This is a genomic window from Methanococcoides sp. (assembly GCF_030594565.1).
GTDB classification, from domain to species: domain Archaea; phylum Halobacteriota; class Methanosarcinia; order Methanosarcinales; family Methanosarcinaceae; genus Methanococcoides; species Methanococcoides seepicolus.
In genome coordinates this window covers 1-18484 of record NZ_JAUVEY010000024.1, presented here as the reverse complement: position 1 = coordinate 18484, position 18484 = coordinate 1, and the positions used below count along the sequence as shown (strand labels likewise).

The 18484-nt window shown below is 40.9% G+C and carries 20 protein-coding genes and 1 tRNA gene; 9 read left to right on the top strand and 12 right to left on the bottom strand.

The window, feature by feature from the left end; translation table 11 throughout:
* Window positions 1-652: 652 nt before the first annotated feature.
* Window positions 653-1543, top strand: coding sequence for a GIY-YIG nuclease family protein (locus tag QAS77_RS03580; protein WP_305064172.1), 891 nt, complete (start codon window positions 653-655; stop codon window positions 1541-1543).
* A 68-nt stretch (window positions 1544-1611) separates the two neighbouring features.
* Here QAS77_RS03580 and QAS77_RS03575 read toward each other — a convergent pair whose 3' ends face one another.
* Window positions 1612-2709: a hypothetical protein gene (locus tag QAS77_RS03575; RefSeq protein WP_305064171.1), complete on the bottom strand. Its 1098-nt coding sequence runs from the start codon at window positions 2707-2709 to the stop codon at window positions 1612-1614.
* 238 nt (window positions 2710-2947) lie between these two features.
* Here QAS77_RS03575 and QAS77_RS03570 point away from each other — a divergent pair, with 238 nt between their 5' ends.
* Window positions 2948-3193 (top strand): hypothetical protein, encoded by a 246-nt coding sequence (locus tag QAS77_RS03570; RefSeq protein ID WP_305064170.1) that lies wholly within the window; start codon window positions 2948-2950, stop codon window positions 3191-3193.
* A 4-nt stretch (window positions 3194-3197) separates the two neighbouring features.
* The gene (locus QAS77_RS03565; protein WP_305064169.1) at window positions 3198-3557 is read left to right on the top strand and encodes a hypothetical protein; all 360 of its coding nucleotides are present in this window, start codon (window positions 3198-3200) and stop codon (window positions 3555-3557) included.
* Between the two features lie 12 nt (window positions 3558-3569).
* On the opposite strand, the gene QAS77_RS03560 is transcribed toward QAS77_RS03565, so the two are convergent.
* Window positions 3570-4208, bottom strand: coding sequence for a hypothetical protein (locus tag QAS77_RS03560; RefSeq protein ID WP_305064168.1), 639 nt, complete (start codon window positions 4206-4208; stop codon window positions 3570-3572).
* Window positions 4209-4569: 361 nt separating this feature from the next.
* Between QAS77_RS03560 and QAS77_RS03555 the strand changes: the two genes are divergently transcribed.
* The 3 genes from QAS77_RS03555 to engB all read left to right on the top strand — a co-directional run bounded on the left by QAS77_RS03555 (window position 4570) and on the right by engB (window position 7294).
* Entirely contained in the window at window positions 4570-6204 is a 1635-nt protein-coding gene (locus tag QAS77_RS03555) for a BatD family protein (RefSeq protein ID WP_305064167.1), read from the top strand.
* Between the two features lie 143 nt (window positions 6205-6347).
* A complete protein-coding gene (locus QAS77_RS03550; RefSeq protein WP_305064166.1) occupies window positions 6348-6602 on the top strand; it encodes a hypothetical protein in 255 nt (84 codons plus the stop codon).
* A gap of 68 nt (window positions 6603-6670) precedes the next feature.
* A complete protein-coding gene (gene engB, locus QAS77_RS03545; RefSeq protein ID WP_250867958.1) occupies window positions 6671-7294 on the top strand; it encodes a GTP-binding protein EngB in 624 nt (207 codons plus the stop codon).
* A 15-nt stretch (window positions 7295-7309) separates the two neighbouring features.
* Here the strand turns inward: engB and QAS77_RS03540 are convergent, their stop codons facing one another.
* The 7 genes from QAS77_RS03540 to ftsZ form a co-directional block, all read right to left on the bottom strand.
* Entirely contained in the window at window positions 7310-7930 is a 621-nt protein-coding gene (locus tag QAS77_RS03540; protein ID WP_250867957.1) for a TatD family nuclease-associated radical SAM protein, read from the bottom strand.
* A complete protein-coding gene (locus tag QAS77_RS03535) occupies window positions 7927-8295 on the bottom strand; it encodes a gamma-glutamylcyclotransferase family protein (protein WP_250867956.1) in 369 nt (122 codons plus the stop codon). Before QAS77_RS03535 ends, QAS77_RS03540 begins: the two co-directional genes overlap by 4 nt.
* Complete coding sequence (locus QAS77_RS03530) at window positions 8292-9482, bottom strand: geranylgeranyl reductase family protein (protein WP_305064165.1); 1191 nt, start codon at window positions 9480-9482, stop codon at window positions 8292-8294. The genes QAS77_RS03535 and QAS77_RS03530 overlap by 4 nt, the downstream gene beginning before the upstream one ends.
* Before the next feature lie 209 nt (window positions 9483-9691).
* A complete protein-coding gene (locus tag QAS77_RS03525; protein ID WP_048063138.1) occupies window positions 9692-9886 on the bottom strand; it encodes a TRAM domain-containing protein in 195 nt (64 codons plus the stop codon).
* A gap of 211 nt (window positions 9887-10097) precedes the next feature.
* A complete protein-coding gene (locus QAS77_RS03520) occupies window positions 10098-10556 on the bottom strand; it encodes a hypothetical protein (protein WP_250867954.1) in 459 nt (152 codons plus the stop codon).
* Between the two features lie 15 nt (window positions 10557-10571).
* The gene (locus QAS77_RS03515; RefSeq protein ID WP_305064164.1) at window positions 10572-12038 is read right to left on the bottom strand and encodes a dihydropteroate synthase-like protein; all 1467 of its coding nucleotides are present in this window, start codon (window positions 12036-12038) and stop codon (window positions 10572-10574) included.
* Window positions 12039-12143: 105 nt separating this feature from the next.
* Window positions 12144-13328, bottom strand: coding sequence for a cell division protein FtsZ (ftsZ, locus tag QAS77_RS03510; protein WP_250867952.1), 1185 nt, complete (start codon window positions 13326-13328; stop codon window positions 12144-12146).
* A gap of 535 nt (window positions 13329-13863) precedes the next feature.
* Between ftsZ and QAS77_RS03505 the strand changes: the two genes are divergently transcribed.
* Window positions 13864-14559: an AIM24 family protein gene (locus tag QAS77_RS03505; protein ID WP_250867951.1), complete on the top strand. Its 696-nt coding sequence runs from the start codon at window positions 13864-13866 to the stop codon at window positions 14557-14559.
* Between the two features lie 67 nt (window positions 14560-14626).
* Here QAS77_RS03505 and QAS77_RS03500 read toward each other — a convergent pair whose 3' ends face one another.
* From QAS77_RS03500 to QAS77_RS03490, 3 genes are read right to left on the bottom strand one after another with little or no spacing between them, the layout of a single operon-like run.
* Window positions 14627-15340: a UPF0280 family protein gene (locus QAS77_RS03500; RefSeq protein WP_250867950.1), complete on the bottom strand. Its 714-nt coding sequence runs from the start codon at window positions 15338-15340 to the stop codon at window positions 14627-14629.
* Window positions 15341-15349: 9 nt separating this feature from the next.
* Entirely contained in the window at window positions 15350-15736 is a 387-nt protein-coding gene (locus tag QAS77_RS03495) for a 4Fe-4S binding protein (RefSeq protein ID WP_250867949.1), read from the bottom strand.
* 2 nt (window positions 15737-15738) lie between these two features.
* On the bottom strand, window positions 15739-17241 hold the full coding sequence (locus QAS77_RS03490) for a homocysteine biosynthesis protein (RefSeq protein ID WP_305064163.1): 1503 nt from the start codon (window positions 17239-17241) through the stop codon (window positions 15739-15741).
* A gap of 344 nt (window positions 17242-17585) precedes the next feature.
* On the opposite strand from QAS77_RS03490, the gene QAS77_RS03485 reads away from it, so the two are divergent.
* Together QAS77_RS03485 and QAS77_RS03480 are read left to right on the top strand one after the other, a co-directional pair.
* On the top strand, window positions 17586-18308 hold the full coding sequence (locus tag QAS77_RS03485) for a peptidylprolyl isomerase (RefSeq protein WP_305064162.1): 723 nt from the start codon (window positions 17586-17588) through the stop codon (window positions 18306-18308).
* Between the two features lie 89 nt (window positions 18309-18397).
* Window positions 18398-18483: transfer RNA gene (locus QAS77_RS03480), tRNA-Ser, on the top strand.
* Window position 18484: the final 1 nt, after the last annotated feature.

The following is an 18484-nucleotide window of genomic DNA, read 5'->3' as shown; positions in this document are numbered from 1 at the left end:
CCAGAATGGGAACATGCCCACCGTGACACCGTTCTTCTCTCTCATATTTTTACACTTCTCACATCCCTCCGGACATTCAAAATAGTCCAAAAGTTTCATTACATCTTCTTTATATTCTCGAAATTCGTTCTCAACAGACATATTTTTCACCTTTCCAAAATTCATATATTCATTTTAACAATCATCAACCACATTCACGTTCATTCAGCCATGCCTCGTTACATACTCCCACATCTACTTCTTACTACCCTTCTTGTCCCCACTTTCTTCCATCAGCCGTTCCCAATACAAGTACAAGTTAAATATCTTTGGAGCTACAACTTATTTGAATCTTTTATGTCTGTATAAACAAGGAAGGGAGCTTAATTTAAGAAAGATGCAAAGAGGTAAACCACCATTAAAGATTGATTCTTATATGGGTGAAACACGACCAATTCGTGAATTAAATGATTGAACGCATATATTCAAACATATCCTTTTTTGGAGTATTTACCTACTTCTTTTATCGTGCTGGCTTGACCATGATGGGATATCCTGTTTCTCATGTAGATCTCTTGTGCTTATCGTTCTCAAGATGAGGGATATTATTATAGGTTATACCAAGAGATAGTTTATGCATCATTAATTGATAATCGAATAAAAATTTTAAGGAATGAAGGTAATGGGGAATAAATTAACTATATTCCTAATTGATGGAAATGAGTATGGACCAAGAACTGTCGAAATTGGGAATTGGTCTGGAAAAGCAATATATTCCTCTAGATCAGCTCTTCCAAATGTCTTATCGCGAGATGAGTTTGAGAACCCCGGTGTGTACATATTAAAATCGATTCCTGATGATAATATTTATTCTGAAAAAATATATGTTGGAGAAGCTGAAAACCTAAAAATTCGTGTCAAACAGCACTTATCAAATCCTGACAAAGAATTTACTGAATTTATTGGATTTATTAGTAAAGATGATTTATTAACAAAATCTCACATCAAGTATCTTGAATCTAGAATTGTAACTTTGGCAAAGGAAGCAAAAACATCTGAAATCGAAAATGGAACTGCTCCAAGTTTACCAACTTTACATGAAGCCGATATTTCCGACATGGAATATTTCTTAGATCAGATTAAGTTGATATTGCCTGTTGTGAGCTATAAAGTATTAATTCCAAGTGTAACTAAAAATATTCCTTCAAAGAATAGAGAAAAAGTTGAAACTCAGCCAATAATCTATCATATTAAAAGCAATAAACTTGAAGCACAAATGTATGAATCCGATCAAGGTATCATTGTATTAAATGGTTCTCAGTGCAGCAAAACTACTTCTAAATCAATATCAATAGGCAGGATTAAAATAAGAGAGAAACTCCTAGATTCCGGAGTGTTAATCGACAAAGATAAAAATTATGTATTTTCAGAAGATACAATATTTTCGAGTCCAAGTGCCGCATCTTCAACTATATTGGGCAGACAAGCTCCTGGTCCAATTACGTGGGTCGATGAAAAAGGAATTACGTATAAAGAAAATCAGAAACGATATTTTGAAAATTAATATAGTCAGTGGGAAATATATTCCATTGATTTATTTCATAATAGAGTGTCAAAATATGGACTTATTTATTATGCAATTAGTCGCTTCTTAATATCAAAAAGATTCATACAAGATTCCTTGTCATTCTTAACCAACTCATATGTTTTATCAAAAGCATAGTCTAAGGCATAATCATACGAAGCCCGTGGATGAGTTTTGGCCAAAAAAGTTTCTATTTTTGTACAGCATTTCGTAGGTAAGTTAAATTTTACATTACTTATCATATACAATAGATTTCTTTCGGCAAACATAATGTTTAGTTTTATTTTGTTCTTATCTTCATCAGAAATTGAAATGCTTTTTTTATATAAATCAGAGTTAGAAGTAATTATATTTTCAAGCAGAAGTAAAACAAGTTCGAAACTTTTGAAGAATTTATTATGCATTAAAACTTTACTAAGATCCAACAAAATTACTGATACCTGAGTCACATCATAATTTGCTTGACAAGCTGATTGTACTAATGAACTATAATGAGGCATAAAGTTTATGACAATATCTGAATCATCATAGTTTAGTTCTATTGATGTTTCAAGGAGCTTTAAAGACTCATCTAAACATTCACCAAAAATAGCATCATTTTTATGTTCAATCGATTCATCCATAAATTTGAAATAGTAGTACAAAATAGGACGTATTTCTTTTTTGTAAATACTGATATCTTTTTTTAGAGGCTCTAATAACATATTGCTATTGCCCGAAAATGATTCTAATACTGGATTAATCGATTCATAGTCTGCTTGTTTTTTAATTAATTGAATAATTAAATAACTGTAATGTTCACAAAAATAATCTGTGATTTTGGATTGACTGGGACCAATATTTGAAGTTTCAAAAGCGCGATTCCACTTAGAGTCATGTATTTTTACAAGTTTTTTGAAAAGGGCAATATTTTGATTTTTATAACTATTTACTATAGCATCTAGAGTAGATTGCAAATCATCCTCTACTTCCCCATTAGAAATTTCAATTATCTTTTTTCTATTAATTTCTATTGTTGAGTGATAATTGATTAATTCTTGATCTGGATTCTGCCTATTGCCTCGATAATCCATTTTCACAACATATATAAAAGCAAATATAGTTACTAACGAAGCAGCTATAGCTATAACCGAAACCGGATCCATATTAATCATCACTATTAAAACTCTAAAAGGTTGAATTTAATTGAGGTAATTGTAATTGTAGTCACATTAATCCTTATCTTTACATATAAGGTTGTTGCAATCTGTAAAAAATAGGATGAGTTGAATCTCACTTCCTAACCACCAATATCACTACATACATCTACCTCTAAATCATTGTAACTAATATTCCAAAGTTTACATTAGGAATGTCTCGGATAAATTGTATCGGTGATAAAATATGACTACCGAATCTGATTTTAAGACATTTCTTGAGAATGCAATATGGAACAAAACATGGGAAGATGAAGATGATGAGGAAGGGGAAATCCTATCCTATGAAGTACTGACACTTGAAGAAGCAGGAGTCCTATCTGATGCTAATCGTATAGGTGTCATTGCAGGAACAATATCTAATGATAGTGGTTTTGTTGTAATCGCACCTGACAGATCAACCTTTGTTGTAGCAATCCATAGAGAGATGTGATAGTATGGATGATATTTTTGGTGAAGTTGTCTATACTTACACGTCGGAACAAGCTGTTGAAGATGGCATCCTTTTCGACATCATTCAAGTCAATCCTGAATGGGAGGAGGGAATCTTTAGGTACATTACAACTAACCTGATGGCTCAAGGATATTTGCAGGATGACAACATCAATATCCCTAATCTATTGGACCTATTGAATCAGGCTAATGTCATTGTACGGAAGGCATCTAATAACTTCAAGGATAAGCCCGAATCGTTTTATTCAGGAAATATTGAGTTGCCCAGTGGGAAGAAACAGCAGATATTCATATCATTAAACGAACTTGGCAAGTACACAGTAATGTTGCCTGAAGATTATTGAGCTGAAGGATGTTCAGCTATTTTCTTTTGCTCTAATTTCTGATTTCATGTCGCGTTTTACAATTTTTTTAACATTGCTCTTTTCAGTATCCCAGCTATTTTTATTCCATCCATTTTTGAAATTGCATTTTGGATGCGGACAACTCCAAGTATAAAATCCTATGATATTTTTCTTTTCGACTAATTCGGTATTACATTCTGGACACTCTGGTGGAATTTTAATATCAATATCATCAAGGATACTAATTTTAGATCTACCAGACATACGACTATTTTGTGGAATACGTACTGTCCAAAGAATACTTTTATGCTCAACTGGCCCTAATTCTTTCCAACCATGACGAGGACTCGCTCTTTTAACAAAAGCAGGTGAGTAATCTCTCTGTTTTTTTATATGGTTGTAAATGAGTATGCAAACAACCCATAATATTCCAAAAACAATACCGCCCTTATAATAAATCGAAGGTATTTGCTTAAGAGAAGAAAAAATAACATTATTGCTAACATCAGAATCGACAGATAGTATTGCTGTACAAACAATAAAAATAATTATTGGATTTATATAATGCTCAAGAAGATAGGGTAGAAATTTGTTAATACTCATCACTTTCCTTTTAATTTTAACAAATGGTCTTAATGTTTTCAGCATCATTAAATAAGTTTCTAATTGTCATTAAACGAGGTGAACAAGTACACAATCATGCTACCTGAAGATTATTAATTTTTTTTTGATTATCAAATAAATGTTTATTATTGCTTTTATGACCTTTATAGTGTAACGAAACATGTTTTAATCGAATGAGGAAAAACATCTACATCCTAAAAATGATTATATTATAAAGTTATGGTTTTATAATAACTTTAAACTATAAAGTTAAATAAAATATAATAATATATATTACCAATCAATAAATACATAAATATATTCGATCATTTTAAAAGTTGATCAGAGGTCATATGATCAGATCATAAATAAACCCTGATCAATATCAACAATTCAATGAAGGTGTCCTATGCTCCGGAAAGCTGTATCTCTACAATCAATATCTTTACTAATGCTCTCTGCACTATTGATATTCCTTTGCTTGCTCCCATTTACTGCATCTGCATACACAATAGACGATGTTGAATGGAAATCAACGACCTCTTCTACATTAAACTGGGGAGATACAATGACTTATGGAGGAGATAGTAATAACTACATAATAAAAGCAGAAGATTTCACCAAAGATGGATATGTACATATTTCACTAACAAGAAACAACGAAATTAAAGATTTCAGTTTCTTGCGGGTAGGCCAGAGCTTTGAATTCAGGGATGAGGAATATGGACAAGACATAAAGGTCTATGTGAATACAGTAACATTGAACATCGATGAATGGACCGGCAATATGGAAAAACCTACAGCAGGAATACAAATCTACGGAAGGGGCCATCCAGCATTTGATATCACAATAACAACGGATAAGGAGGAATACGACCCGAAGACCATGAGTTCACCACAGGAGATAACTGCAACGTATTCCATTACGAATACTGGAGATGCTGAAGGTAAGGATATTGAACTTGTTATCGAGTCGGGCGGGATGGAATTAGCAGACGGGAAGCTCAAATATGAGATTGATACTCTTAAAAAGGGCGGGGCTTCCGAGCCTATGACTGTCAAGTTCAAAGTACCTCAGCCCTGGGAAGAAACAACGATGGACCTGAAAGCCATAGTTAAAGCCAAAGACATCAACAACAATCTGTATGAGGACAGCGAATCAAAGACCATTACAATTGAACCAAAGGTCGAACTCATACTAACCAAATCCATGACCAAAGAAATATATATGGATCAAACAGCACATGTTCTTGTCTATGTCCGCAATTCGGGAATATGCGATATAAATTCAGTCACTATCAGAAATTCTATTGTTGAAGGTGTTGAATTAAGGGACAGTGTAACCCTTGAAAAAACAATTTCACTCGCACCGGGCGAAACAAAAGAAATGTTTGCATATTCATTAAAGCCAATTCAGGCAGGTACTTTTACTGCTCCTGAATCAACAGCATCATTTATAGCTTCCAATGATAAAGAATACACCTTCGAATCAGATCAGCCGACGTTAACGATCAACGGTCCTGAGATTGTACTGGCACAGACATTGGACAGATCAAACATACGACCCGGGGAAGAAGTGAAAGTCACGGTTACAGCGAAGAACAAAGGTAACAGGGATGCCAGTACAAGGGTCACTTCGACCCAGTTCCCGGAAGGTGCAACATTCATCAGTGGGGATACATCTCTCGATGAAGTCCTTACTGCAGGTCAATCCAGTAGTTATACATACATATCGAGGATGGATGAACCCGGTACTTTTAAGCTTCCTCCTGCCACTGCAACATTTATTGATATGGAAGATTTCAAAGGTGAGAAAATATCCAACATGCCTGTTATAACAGTAGAGATACCTCCCGAAACTGGAGATAATGAGGATACTTCAGGCGCAGATTCCGGCCTTGAGATTCCCGGAATAACTTCCGGAAATAATAATGAAAATGCCCAGACCGCCGACGAAAATGAAGAGAAGGTCCAACCGGGATTCGGATCCCTGTTCGCAATTGTCGCAATTGCAGGCGTATACCTGCTAAGAAGGAGAAATTAAAAGGGTCATATAATGAGAAACTACATCTGCATAATAATATCCACCTTCATTTTGGCCTTCGCGAATACATCCATAGCTGCAGACGAAAATAGGAACTGGGAAGGACAGTCGGCCATATGCTCTACTGAGGCGACAGTATCGATGTGAATAGGTCATTGATAGCAGCACATGATTTTTCAAAAGCAAAACCATTTGATATTGATACAGACCATGTTATGCCCACAGTCCTTTCAGAAAGTTCAGAGGAATGGAATGTTCTGCTCCCTATGAATAATAATGATATACATAGCAACAAGATAATTGATGGAAGGTTGAACATACCTCCTCCGGAATTGGTAACCGGTAATGACATACCGCCCCCCACCGAAGTAGTAATCGACGAAGCCCTTTCTTTCTGATAGATATTGGAATTCACTGAACGAAACCTATATAGCCCTTTCAGGAGTTTGGACAGCGGGAGCATGACATGAAATATGATCAGAATCTAGATAAAGTCAAATTTGAGATAATCATCTCAGGAAGATCGAACGTTGGTAAATCTTCCATAATAAGAGAGCTCACCGGCAAGCAAGTAAAGGTGGGAAAACGCCCTGGAGTTACACTAAAACCGACACAGGTCCTTCTTTCCGATATGCTGATAACAGACCTGCCCGGTTTTGGGTTCATGAGCGGCGTAAAGGACAGGAAGCAGGACATTGTTAAAGACCAGATCGTCCGCTACATAGAGAAAAATGCTGACAGGATAAAGATCGCAGTAATTGTTGCTGATCCCGTTTCATTCGTCGATGTAGTTGAACGCTGGGAAAGCCGGAATGAAATACCTATCGACATTGAGATATTCGACTTTTTCAATGAGCTTGGATTCGACACCATCATAGCCGTCAATAAGATGGATCGTATAAAGGATGTGGAGCATGATGAAAGGCTTGATGCAATCGTTGAAAAGTTCGGTTTGTCAGCACCATGGAAACAGTGGAACTATATCGTTGCACCCACCAGTGCTAAAAAGGGAGATATAAAAAGCCTTAAAGGCCTTCTTAGAAAACGTCTCCACGAAGAAAAAAGGGATGACCTTTTCAAGTATATCTGAAATTGGACTAAGATATCATCTTACGTGAAAAGCAGCACCTATATCATGTGCTATCTTTTCACATTTCAGAATATCGACATCGTTGAAACCCACCACGGTCATACGAGCCTCTATTCCGGCATTTACTGCTTCTTTTGTGAACTCGAGCATTGCCTCATAGGCATTTTCAAAAGCAGGCTGGCATAGTTCGTCATATCTTTCTTTCGATTCGGCATTAAGGCTTACTGAAACTTCATCAAGACCAGCTTCCTTAAGCTCAGAGATAACATTTCTTTCAGGATGAAGCAATTGAGCATGTCCGTTGGTATCGATCCGCACCTTCATCCCACGTTCTTTTAACCAGCTAGTCACTTCAAGCACAACATCGAACCTTATAGTAGGTTCACCAAAGCCAGTGAAAACGACCTCACGGTATTTTTCAAGGTCAATGGAGCCTAGCTTATCCAGGATCGCATCAATGGATGGTTCTTTCTTAAGGCGAAGGTCATATCCATAAATGCCATCAGAGATATCACGAATACAAAAGATACAGTTTGCACTGCATCTGTTAGTAATGTTAAGATAAAGATTGTCATGCCCCTCGTAACAGAAAGTTCCGACACCTGCAATATCCCCATTGAATTCTTCTTCGATCATTCGTAAATATCTCCTTCATCCTTTAGCCATATTCCCGAAACGATAGATGAACGTCCTCCATAGGACACATCGTCCGATAGAAAATACATCCATGCAACAGAACTGTCTTTAAGGAGGACTTCCCCCCTGCAAAACCAGTTCCCCTCAAATCCATCTATAGCGGACAATGTACGATCATCGACACTGAACAACTCACCAACGATACTCGACACAGGATTCTCTTTCACGACTGCGGGGAAATCACCCATATCGAGCATCTGAAATTTATCTTCAGTACAATTTTCCGAAACAAATGATGCTCCATCAAGAAGATGATGGCTCTTATGTCCTTTTTTCAAAGTGCCATAGGCAAAAAGGAAATTCATTTTATCCCAAAGTTCATCTTGATGAGGCCTTTACGCACAGCATCCGGCAACTGCCCACACTGCAATGCCTTCATCTGCTCAGGGGCGATCATCCTGATGGCAGTCGACATCATGGAATCAGAGCGCATGAGATTATCCATAAGCTTTCGCACATAGACCGCCGTTTTTATCTCAAGCCCCATCTCCCGCCTCCAGCGCTCATCATAATCCTGTAAAGCACATTTACCATCGAGGAATTCAGCTGCAGTCTGTCCTGCGATCTTACCCCCGACCATTGCAGTGGAGATACCGCCACCGTTGGTGGCTATTATGTGACCTGCTGCATCCCCGGCCACAAGAGTATCCTTCGTGGCAGTTACTTTGGGTGCACCACCTACCGGCACAAGACCGGATACGACTGAAACAATGGAAGCACCGGCAAGTTTCGGACTTGCTATAGGATGCTCATACATGAACCTTTCAAGATAATCCCTTGCAGACAACCCGTTCCTGAACAATACTTCCCTTATACCGACACCGATATTCGCAGTATCCCCACCCTGGGAGATTATCCACGCATAACCACCGGGCACGTAATCCTTTCCAAAATACATCTCAACGGCTTCGCGGTCAATATCCACACCACTGATCTCATACTCGAAAGCAGTACCGGTACCCATGGGATCGGGATCCCTTACCAGACCCTTTGCCCTGCCGACAATGGAATTTGGACCGTCTGCCCCAATAAGCACTTTAGCACCAATTGTGTGTGCTCCAAAAACACCATCCACATTAACGGAAGTACCATTGACCTCAAGAACATTTGTGCCTACCATCATATCCACACCGCAGCGTCCTGCCTCTTTTGCAAGATATTTGTCGAACCTGCGTCTGTCGATGGCATCAGCATCCACTTCAAATTCCTTGGAATATCCATTCGGAGCGATGAAACGCTGTACACTGCTTGTAGTGTGAATGCACTCCGCAGGAATCTCCTCAAGCATATAGGGAAGTTGTGCATTTGGCACAAGCTCCTGCAAAGTATCAAGATGTGGTAGGAAGCCTCCACATTGAAGTGGTACGCCCAGGTCCTTTTTCTTTTCAATGAGGAGTACGGATGCACCTACCTGTGCAGCATAAGCTGCAGCAGTTGAACCTGCAGGTCCTGCCCCGACAACAATAATATCATATAATTCTTCAGGCATCATGAGAATGTGTTCTATAGTAGCGATATATTATAAATGTGTTTCAGCAGAAAATATAAGGGAACAATTAGAATAGATAAGCGTAAGATCAACGAAACAAGATGATATAAGAAGAAAATTAGAACAAAACTACAAGAGAATCAAAAGAATGTCAGTAAATGGTATGAAGAAAGATCACTCTTTCTTTCACACCAGATATGAACACTGAGAAATTACTCAGCGACTTCGCCGAATGCGAACTTGCGCATTACTTTTGTTACCTTGATGGTAACTTCGTCACCGACGGAGGTGTTAGGTACAAAGACTACAAAACCGCTTACTCTTGCGATGCCGTCTCCTTCCCTTGCGATATCTTCAATTGTCACTTCGTAAGTCTCGCCAGCTTCTACTGGTGCAGTGGATTCCATGTTATTAAACAAACTTTTCACGTCCTTTTATTGATGCTAAAAAGAACTAACTAAACCGGAACATAATGGAAAAAATCAGCAAATACATGAGTAAATACTATTTAATGCCTTACGTTTGAAGTAGAAAGTTATACTTTGAAGCAAATCTAAATAGGCATAACTCGAATATAAACATTTTGGTTACCAATGAAAATAGGAGAAGGAGGTGAGATCAGTAACCGCCACCTACCTGCAATATTTCAAAGTCCATCTCATCAGGAACCTCAGCTTTGAAGACAAAGACATTACATCTCAGATCCCTTGCCTCTGCAATGGCACGTCTCTGAGAATCAGTGATATCGCCATCTGTGGTTTTTATGCAGAACATCTTTTTACTATTGTTGTTCACAAGGAAATCAAGATCATCGGAATGAGCTTTGAGGAAATCCACAAGCGTTTTAAGCTCCTCCCATTTACTGCACATGTGGATACTTTTTGAAGCTGAGTTCTCCACATACCAGTCTTTGCTCATATAGGGATATGCATTGTACTGGTCAACAAGCTCATCATAGATCTTGTATAGCTTGCCAGCATCGCGTTTCAGGTTGATCCATTTCCAGCCCTGTTGAGCAAAATAGCTTGCAGCCATAATCTCAACGATCAGTTCCTTATCATAATTTTGCAATTTCATCATAACACCTAAAGATCAAAGATCATCGTCCTGTGAATAACTCCTACCAAGGCGTAAGGCTATTTCAGCCTTTTGAATTTCACATCCAAGATAACCCGCATGGTCGAGCTTTGATATAAGACCCATTTTAATTATCGTCTCGATGACTTCCTTTGCAGTTCTGCCCGTGATGGACGCATCCTCATGCTGTGCAACGATCATACCGCCGCACTCATCGGAAACTATCCCAATACGGAACGGCCCGAGCGGATCAAGTTCCCAACCTGCAAACCTTTTAGCAGGAAGAGAGTCCTCAGGAATAGCAACATCCGGCCGCCGCCTTTTCTCCTTAAGCACCAAAAGGTCAAGCCCAAGGTCCTTCGGAGAACTGTTCCTCGTCAAAGCAAGTGCCATCATCCTGGCACCCGTATTAAGCTCAGCAATAGAACCTCTCGTCTTCTCACTAAACTCCGGTGTGAACAAGATGCAGGAACCAACATCTGCTGCAAGTCCGCAAAGAGTGGCATTCACACCAACAGAATCGGCATCTATGAGTTCGGTCACATTGCCCGCACCGAAGAAGACAGGAATCTCCGGATACTCCTCATGAAAACGTGCATACCTGACGATCGAATCGACGAACCCATGTCCGATGGGATCAAGCACGGGGTCGGCAATTATACTCTCAATGCCAGCATCCCTTGCTGCCTGGATGTTATGCACAAGGCTTTCAAAGCTGTTTCCGGCATCAGGAATTACCACCGCAGTGACTCCTGCTTCCGCCACATCCTTCCCTACAATATCGATATTGCTGGAATTAAGACTAAGCACCAGGTCGACACCCTCGTCCATCGCAGCTTTTAGTAGACCGGATTCCAAAGTATCAATGCTAACAGGAACCGTTGAGACCTTACGGGCTACACGGACTGCTTTCCTGACATCTTCGACAGATGACGTCAGCGAAGCTCCCAGGTCAATGATATCCGCACCCTTTCTGATAAATTCAATAACTTTTAAAGATAAAGCATCTTCCTCGAACCCAGTTGCATCAACGATCTCTGCCATGACCTTCATTCGAGAGCCGCCACCAAGCTTCACGTCACCGATCATTGCAAGCATATCTGCATTGTTTTCCAGTTCCACAAGTGTTTCAAGAGCAAGTTCCCTCCAGATATCAGAAAGAAGTTCACATGCAGGCACCTCAAGTGAGAGATCCATACCATCAGCGAGCTTGAGCACACTACCAAGATCATAAGCATGTTTGGGACCAAGAAATACCTTGCATCCAAGCTCTTTTGCCACCATGGAAAAATCACCGGATGCAAGCCCGGGGACTAATATAACATCATATATCCCATTTTGCTTTTTAATAGCAGGCAGCAATCTATGAGGAGTTATAAATGCGGCAACGTCAACATCGAGTACTAGAACATCAGCATTATCACCTACTGAATGCCTTACGGTCCTTTCCGCAAGTCTGCCCGTCGCGATCAGAACTTTCATGGATTTAGATTCCCGGCATCGTAAAAAAGAATATCCATAGAACTTGACTGAAGATTAAAAAAGTACATGTTGATCGGAAATATCTATTCCGACCAACGCATGACATTACTGTATTATATCTATAATTGAACCGCCAAAGGATGCCTTTGAACCCATAGGCTCGACAACTGTGCGGCGACCTCGCTCTGCACGAGTAAAGTTTGGCTTTGAGTGTGAACTTGTGTTCATGACAACGTTCTCGACCATACCGCCCTGGGACTGTGAACCTAGCACCTGTGGGGACTGAACACCTGTCATAATAGCCATGACACGCACCTTTCCTTCATAGTCGTCCCTTATACGTGCTCCCCAGATAACGTTTGCATCTGGTGAAAGTTCATATGTAAGGGATGCTGCGATCTCTTCTGCTTCCTTCAGGCTGAGGTCAGGACCACCTGTGATGTGCACAAGACTTCCTGTAGCGCCTCTGTAATCAACATCGAGAAGTGGGTGGTTAAGTGCTGTGCGAACAACATCAGTGCTCTTGTCCTGGTTCTTGCTGTCACCAACGAGCATGACCGCAACGCCGCCACAGCCCATGATAGCCCTGATATCAGCGTAATCAAGATTGATGAGGGATGGCTGAGTGATAGTTTCAGTAATACCCTTAACGGTCTCAGCGATAAGCTGGTCCATTACAGAGAATGCCTGCTCTATAGGAAGGTTTGGAACATAGTCCAGAAGCCTGTTATTATCAAGAACGATCACTGTGTCAGCTGCACTGCGGAATGCATCGAGACCTTCTTCAGCCTTGACGGTACGTGCACGCTCTACCCTGAAAGGACTGGATACCATACCAACAACGATAGCTCCCTGCTCCTTTGCGATCTCTGCAACAACTGGTGCAACACCAGTACCGGTCCCTCCACCCATTCCAGCAGTGATGAAAACAAGATCGCTCTCTTTGAATATCTCTTCAAGAGTTCCACGTGCGAGTTCTGCAGCCTTGGCGCCAACCTCAGGATAGCCACCTGCTCCAAGACCCCTTGTGAGAGTCTTACCGACGAGGATCTTCTTGTCAGCACGAATATGGTCCAGATGTTGCTTGTCAGTATTGATAGCAATAGTCTCTGCACCTTCAATGCCGATATTGTATAAGCGATTGATAGTGTTGTTCCCTGCACCACCGCAACCAACGATGGTGATCCTAGGCATACCGAAGCCTTCGAATTTGTCGTCTTCTGTAACTGACTGCCTGTACTCTCTCTCTTTCTCTGTGTGTTTTAGTGCTTCCTGTACTATAGACTGCATGTTCATCCCCTCTCTTGGATTTGCATTCTAGTGCAAATTATGCGCTCTACTACGCATTGACCTAATTACATTAATATGAATTGATTTTTATACTCTCTTGCCAGGTTTCCCTGGCACCATCCGTGTTGTAAGCAGATGGTTAGATCAGGCTGGAATTGGATCGAACACCTCAAACACTACCGGATCAACCGGTATTATTCTATCGATCATCGCCTTCCCTTGTTTTCAGATCTCATCCAATATAGAAATAGATCTGACAGACCTACGTCCGCCCGAACTGCCCCCATTAGATTATCTTCAGATATAGTATTCATAGATCGTAATATATAAGCTTATCGACAATTGTCGCAAAGCACTTGGACAGTACTGCAATCGATTTTCCAAATTACCCCATATTCAAGTTCTGGGATTGTCGATATATAAGCCCTTGAAATATAATAATATTAATCAGTAAATACGTACCAAGAAACTTTATTAAACATAGAGAAGAATACTAGAAATTAACTATAATTTATATTTTAGAGGACATGATAAAATGCCAAGATATTCAATAGAAGAATTCATAAGTGAAACCGGACAGAAGGACAAAGGAGAAGGTTTATTCGAACTTGAGCGCGACAGGATGCTAGAACTAAACCTTAATGGCCGCGTCTGGACCAAAAGGGGTTCAATGGTAGCATACCTTGGTAATGTGAAATTCACAAGAGAAGGCGTACTGGAACACGGGGTCGGCAAACTTTTGAAGAAAGCTGTTACAGGAGAAGGCATCAGCCTCACAAAAGCAGAAGGACAAGGTAAAGTATATCTTGCAGATGCAGGAAAGAAGATATCCATAATTAACCTTGATAATGAAGCAATATTCGTTAACGGTAACGATCTTCTGGCATTCGAGGAAGGCATAGGATGGGACATCAAGCTTATGAAAAAGGTAACCGGCATAATGGCAGGCGGACTTTTTAATGTAAAGCTCGAAGGTACCGGAATGGTTGCCATAACCACACATTACGACCCTGTCACACTCAGAGTTACAAAGGACACACCGGTATTTACCGATCCTAACGCCACAGTTGCATGGTCTGGCAACCTTAACCCTGACCTCAAAACAGATATATCACTAAAATCATTTATCGGACGTTCAAGTGGTGAAAGTATACAGATGGCTTTCAAAGGAGAAGGATTCGTTGTGATCCAGCCTTATGAAGAGATACCTTTCCAGCACCCAGTAGCTTAAACATATTATTTTTAAAATGGCAGGCCAAAAGGTACTGCCAAACATTTTTCAAAAATCTTATTTAGATTCAGCCTTTTGTGATACACTCATACTGCACATCAGCGCGTGTGATCTGCGGAATTGTACCCCACATACCCATGTGATCACCCTGTATAACAACCGCACCATCGATACCAGGAATAGAACTTATAGCATCGAACGCCCTTTCCACGCCATCATGCCCTATGCCTGTTGCATTGGACAGTTCGGTAGCTGCTGAATCCGCCAGAGAGACATCATCTGAAAAGACCACGGCAGCATCTGCACACCCGAAGTTAATAGAGGGACCAACTGTGCCGGATGATGTGCATATACCACGAATGTGGTCAGAAGGCTCGAGTGTGAACCCAATGTTCCTTATAGAGGACTGACCGGCATATATCCCTATAACTATAGGTGTGTCGTTGATAACCGCAATATCCCCCCCATTATCGACAATTGCAGAAGTCGCACCGGCATCGACCATTGATACAACTGCAAGTGCCGCTATCGTACCCGCAACTGCGGACATGGGACCGATGCCCACGGAATTGCCGGCAGCAACGAGTCTTTTGACAACTTCAGGTGCATCACTTGAACATTCGTAGGGTTCAAGAGTTACTTTAAAATAAGGATCAGAGCGGATGTAGTCCTCAAGCTCCAGCCGGTGTACGGCTATGGCATCCTTCGCCACCTCGATATAGGACTGATCATCTGCAACTATCGTTACGATAGTTTCCTTTAACTGGAAATGTTCTTTCATGTTCAACTATCACTGCCCGAGAACCAGAGCATTGTGCGGACACATGGTCAGACAGGTACCACACTGGATGCACTTGTCAGGATCGACCTCCAGACTCCAGTCGTCAGCAAGGGAAAATACCCCCACAGGACAAACAGATACACATGCACCGCATTCCACACATTCTTCCTCGTCCCTGCTGATGGGAGTGTCAAGAACTACGACTTCGGCACCTTTCTCCACAAGAGAATCCCTTATATGCCTGAACTGTTCAGAAGGAATATCAGCTACAACCTCACCATGAGTAGTGTCATAGTGTGCCTGTGAAATGTTCAGAAGAGCACCTGTTTCGATAATTGCCTCCGCTAATATCGGTTTTGTAACAATGGCGGATTCAATGCTTATCTTTATCTTCATCTTTATTGCCTCCTTGCAAGCAGTTTGCTGATATCATCACTTGTGATTATACCAACCACTTGTTTCTTTGCATCGATGACAGGAAGTGCAGAAACACTGTTGCTGTCAAGTTTGAAAGCCGCAATGTCTATTGCTTCATCAGGGCTTGTGGTCACCACATCTTTTGTCATGATATCTTTAACAAGATCATATTCCGCTTTTGCAACAGCTTTGGAAATGTCCCATGCAGTCACGATACCCACAAGGGAATTATCCTTATCGACCACAGGAAGATGGCTGAACTGCCTATCCATGATGGTTTTTGCAGCATCGTTGAAGCTTGCTTCTGCCCGAATGATACTAACGTCCGAAGTCATGATATCCCCCACAAGAGGATTTACACTGGATAGTTTCATCGAGTTGCATGCAGTGTCCCTTGGAAGACGTTCCACCGGCATGCTGACAAAGAACTCACCGCCTTTTATCCAATCTTTAAGTTCATTGGCGATCTGGCGGGACTTTTTGAAACTTGAGAGAGATGAAGTAGTTACTTCCTTACCATTGACATCTATCGAACCGGAACGCAATTCGCCATAAGTGACAGACCTGATAGCAGGACGTTTGCTGCTGGGAATACCATAATCAAGGAGGTTTGTAACAATATCGTCATCTGTTACAGCAGTGGCTTTTGCAATATCCTCATTGAGCACCGGTATTGGAATACCCATTCCAACATAGAGGGAAGTTCCATATCCCTCAAAACTGGCAGCACGGATGTATTCGGAGCTCATCTCCTTGAGATCGCCTTTTAGCATGAGCGTTCCAAAACCTGATTCAGGAGAGTGTTGTGTGCCTTCGCCTACGATATAGCCCTGGGCACCACCAAGGAAGATACGCGTGCCTGTGCCTATGGTCTCATAGTTCGGATCATTGTGCATTGGAGAGAGCACACCTGCACCAGAGTAGGTCACATTGCCATGATTCGGTAGTAGAGTACCCATATAGGTGTTCAGAGTATGATTAGTACTGTTAGTAGCAGCGTTGTATTTCTGGTATGCATTACGAGGATTCAGCATGATGGCCTGATTCAGATCATAGATGTTAATGGTGGTATCGATCACCTTTCGTGGGTAACAGTCGGTTCCAGAGGAAGTCCCATGAACATCGATAGACCTGCCACGAATTAGATCTTCTATGACATGAGCACCGCCGTATTCCAGACCTTTGGAACGGGATGCCTGAGTGGCCCCTATGTATGCATCGACCGCGGCAACACCTGAATAAGCCTCAACATCGTTGAGCCAGAGCTTGTTTATTCGGATAGGAGGTTCCGAGTGACCAAAATTCAGCCATACGCCGGAAGAACACATGGCTCCGAAAGTACCGGTAGTTACGACATCGACTTCCTTTGCAGCGCCTTCTGCACCGAGCTCGCCAACGATATCCACCATTTCTTCGGCAGTCACTACATTGACACTACCGTCACGAATCCTGCCATTGATCTCATGTATTGTTTTTTTGACCATGTCTACTACCTTTGCCTGCTAGCGAGTAATAATCAACTGTGCATATATTACTTCCGGTTATTTCAGATCTTTATTAAAGGCTAAAATGATAGCTTACAAAAAATAATCCAAATGAAAAAATTAAAAACTAAATGTGATAATCATTCATTTAATAGCATATAGAGAGGTAACTCTGTTTTATTTGATATTTGATACTGAGAATAGGAAGCCTGACGAACTAAAACATCTATTATCCAATAATGATCGATTTGTCCCAAAAACTTATTAAAGGCAAAAGAGTATACCGAGAAGGAATTCTCTATAGATATTAATTGAATTAATAAAATCCAATCGAGTTGATCATCTTGGCAATAGAAAAAGGAGATATCATTAAAGTATCATACACCGGAAAGTTCGGTGGAGACCAGATCTTTGATACGACCGACGAAGAGCTTGCAAAGACAAACGAGATCTACAACCCACGCGGTATGTACGGTGGAGATGTTGTTATCGTAGGCGCAGGACACACCATTGCAGGTCTTGATGAAGACTTTGCAGGTAAAGAGGTCGGCTACTCAGGCACAGTTATTGTTACACCTGAGAAAGGTTTTGGCGACCATGACCCAAAACTTGTGGAGAACATTTCCCTGACAAAGTTCAAGGACCATAAGGCATACCCTGGCATGAACGTTGAACTCGACAACAAAAGAGGTACTGTTGTAAAAGTCATCGGCCGCAGAGTACGCGTCGATTTCAACCACCCTCTCGCAGGAAAGGATATCAACTATGAATATTCCATTGACGAGAAGATCGAAGAGCCTATCGAGAAAGTAAAAGGTCTCCTTGCGCTTTATACAGGCGTTCCTGACCTCGAGGTTGCTATCGAGGACAACAAAGTATCCATTGATGTCCCTGCAATGCTTTCATTCAACCAGCGCTGGTTAATGGCAAAGGGAAGAGTAGCAAGCGAACTTATAGAGCACCTTGGTCTTGAAAAAGTAAGCTACGTAGAATCATACCCAGTTCAGATGCCGGAACCTGTTGTAGAGACAGCAACCGAAGAAGAAGTTACAGAAAGTGAAGAGTAATCCTCTTCACATCCTTTCTTTAAAACTTTTTTATTCATTTCAAAGCAAAAGCCTTATAGCTGAAAAGACTATTTAGGAACCATTCATTTGCTGAGGTAGCCAAGTGGACTACGGCGCCGGTCTTGAAAACCGGTAGTGCTAACGCGCTGCAAGAGTTCGAATCTCTTCCTCAGCGT

Bases quoted from the DNA above. Each gene is read 5' to 3' on its own strand.
- QAS77_RS03535 (WP_250867956.1), bottom strand. From the start codon at position 8,295: ATGAATTTCCTTTTTGCCTATGGCACTTTGAAAAAAGGACATAAGAGC.
- QAS77_RS03495 (WP_250867949.1), bottom strand. From the start codon at position 15,736: ATGAAGATAAAGATAAGCATTGAATCCGCCATTGTTACAAAACCGATA.
- QAS77_RS03580 (WP_305064172.1), top strand. From the start codon at position 653: ATGAAGGTAATGGGGAATAAATTAACTATATTCCTAATTGATGGAAAT.
- QAS77_RS03515 (WP_305064164.1), bottom strand. From the start codon at position 12,038: ATGAAAGTTCTGATCGCGACGGGCAGACTTGCGGAAAGGACCGTAAGG.
- QAS77_RS03520 (WP_250867954.1), bottom strand. From the start codon at position 10,556: ATGAAATTGCAAAATTATGATAAGGAACTGATCGTTGAGATTATGGCT.
- QAS77_RS03490 (WP_305064163.1), bottom strand. From the start codon at position 17,241: ATGGTCAAAAAAACAATACATGAGATCAATGGCAGGATTCGTGACGGT.
- QAS77_RS03565 (WP_305064169.1), top strand. From the start codon at position 3,198: ATGGATGATATTTTTGGTGAAGTTGTCTATACTTACACGTCGGAACAA.
- QAS77_RS03575 (WP_305064171.1), bottom strand. From the start codon at position 2,709: ATGGATCCGGTTTCGGTTATAGCTATAGCTGCTTCGTTAGTAACTATA.
- QAS77_RS03505 (WP_250867951.1), top strand. From the start codon at position 13,864: ATGCCAAGATATTCAATAGAAGAATTCATAAGTGAAACCGGACAGAAG.
- QAS77_RS03530 (WP_305064165.1), bottom strand. From the start codon at position 9,482: ATGATGCCTGAAGAATTATATGATATTATTGTTGTCGGGGCAGGACCT.
- QAS77_RS03525 (WP_048063138.1), bottom strand. From the start codon at position 9,886: ATGGAATCCACTGCACCAGTAGAAGCTGGCGAGACTTACGAAGTGACA.
- QAS77_RS03560 (WP_305064168.1), bottom strand. From the start codon at position 4,208: ATGATGCTGAAAACATTAAGACCATTTGTTAAAATTAAAAGGAAAGTG.
- QAS77_RS03500 (WP_250867950.1), bottom strand. From the start codon at position 15,340: ATGAAAGAACATTTCCAGTTAAAGGAAACTATCGTAACGATAGTTGCA.
- engB (WP_250867958.1), top strand. From the start codon at position 6,671: ATGAAATATGATCAGAATCTAGATAAAGTCAAATTTGAGATAATCATC.
- QAS77_RS03570 (WP_305064170.1), top strand. From the start codon at position 2,948: ATGACTACCGAATCTGATTTTAAGACATTTCTTGAGAATGCAATATGG.
- ftsZ (WP_250867952.1), bottom strand. From the start codon at position 13,328: ATGCAGTCTATAGTACAGGAAGCACTAAAACACACAGAGAAAGAGAGA.
- QAS77_RS03540 (WP_250867957.1), bottom strand. From the start codon at position 7,930: ATGATCGAAGAAGAATTCAATGGGGATATTGCAGGTGTCGGAACTTTC.
- QAS77_RS03555 (WP_305064167.1), top strand. From the start codon at position 4,570: ATGCTCCGGAAAGCTGTATCTCTACAATCAATATCTTTACTAATGCTC.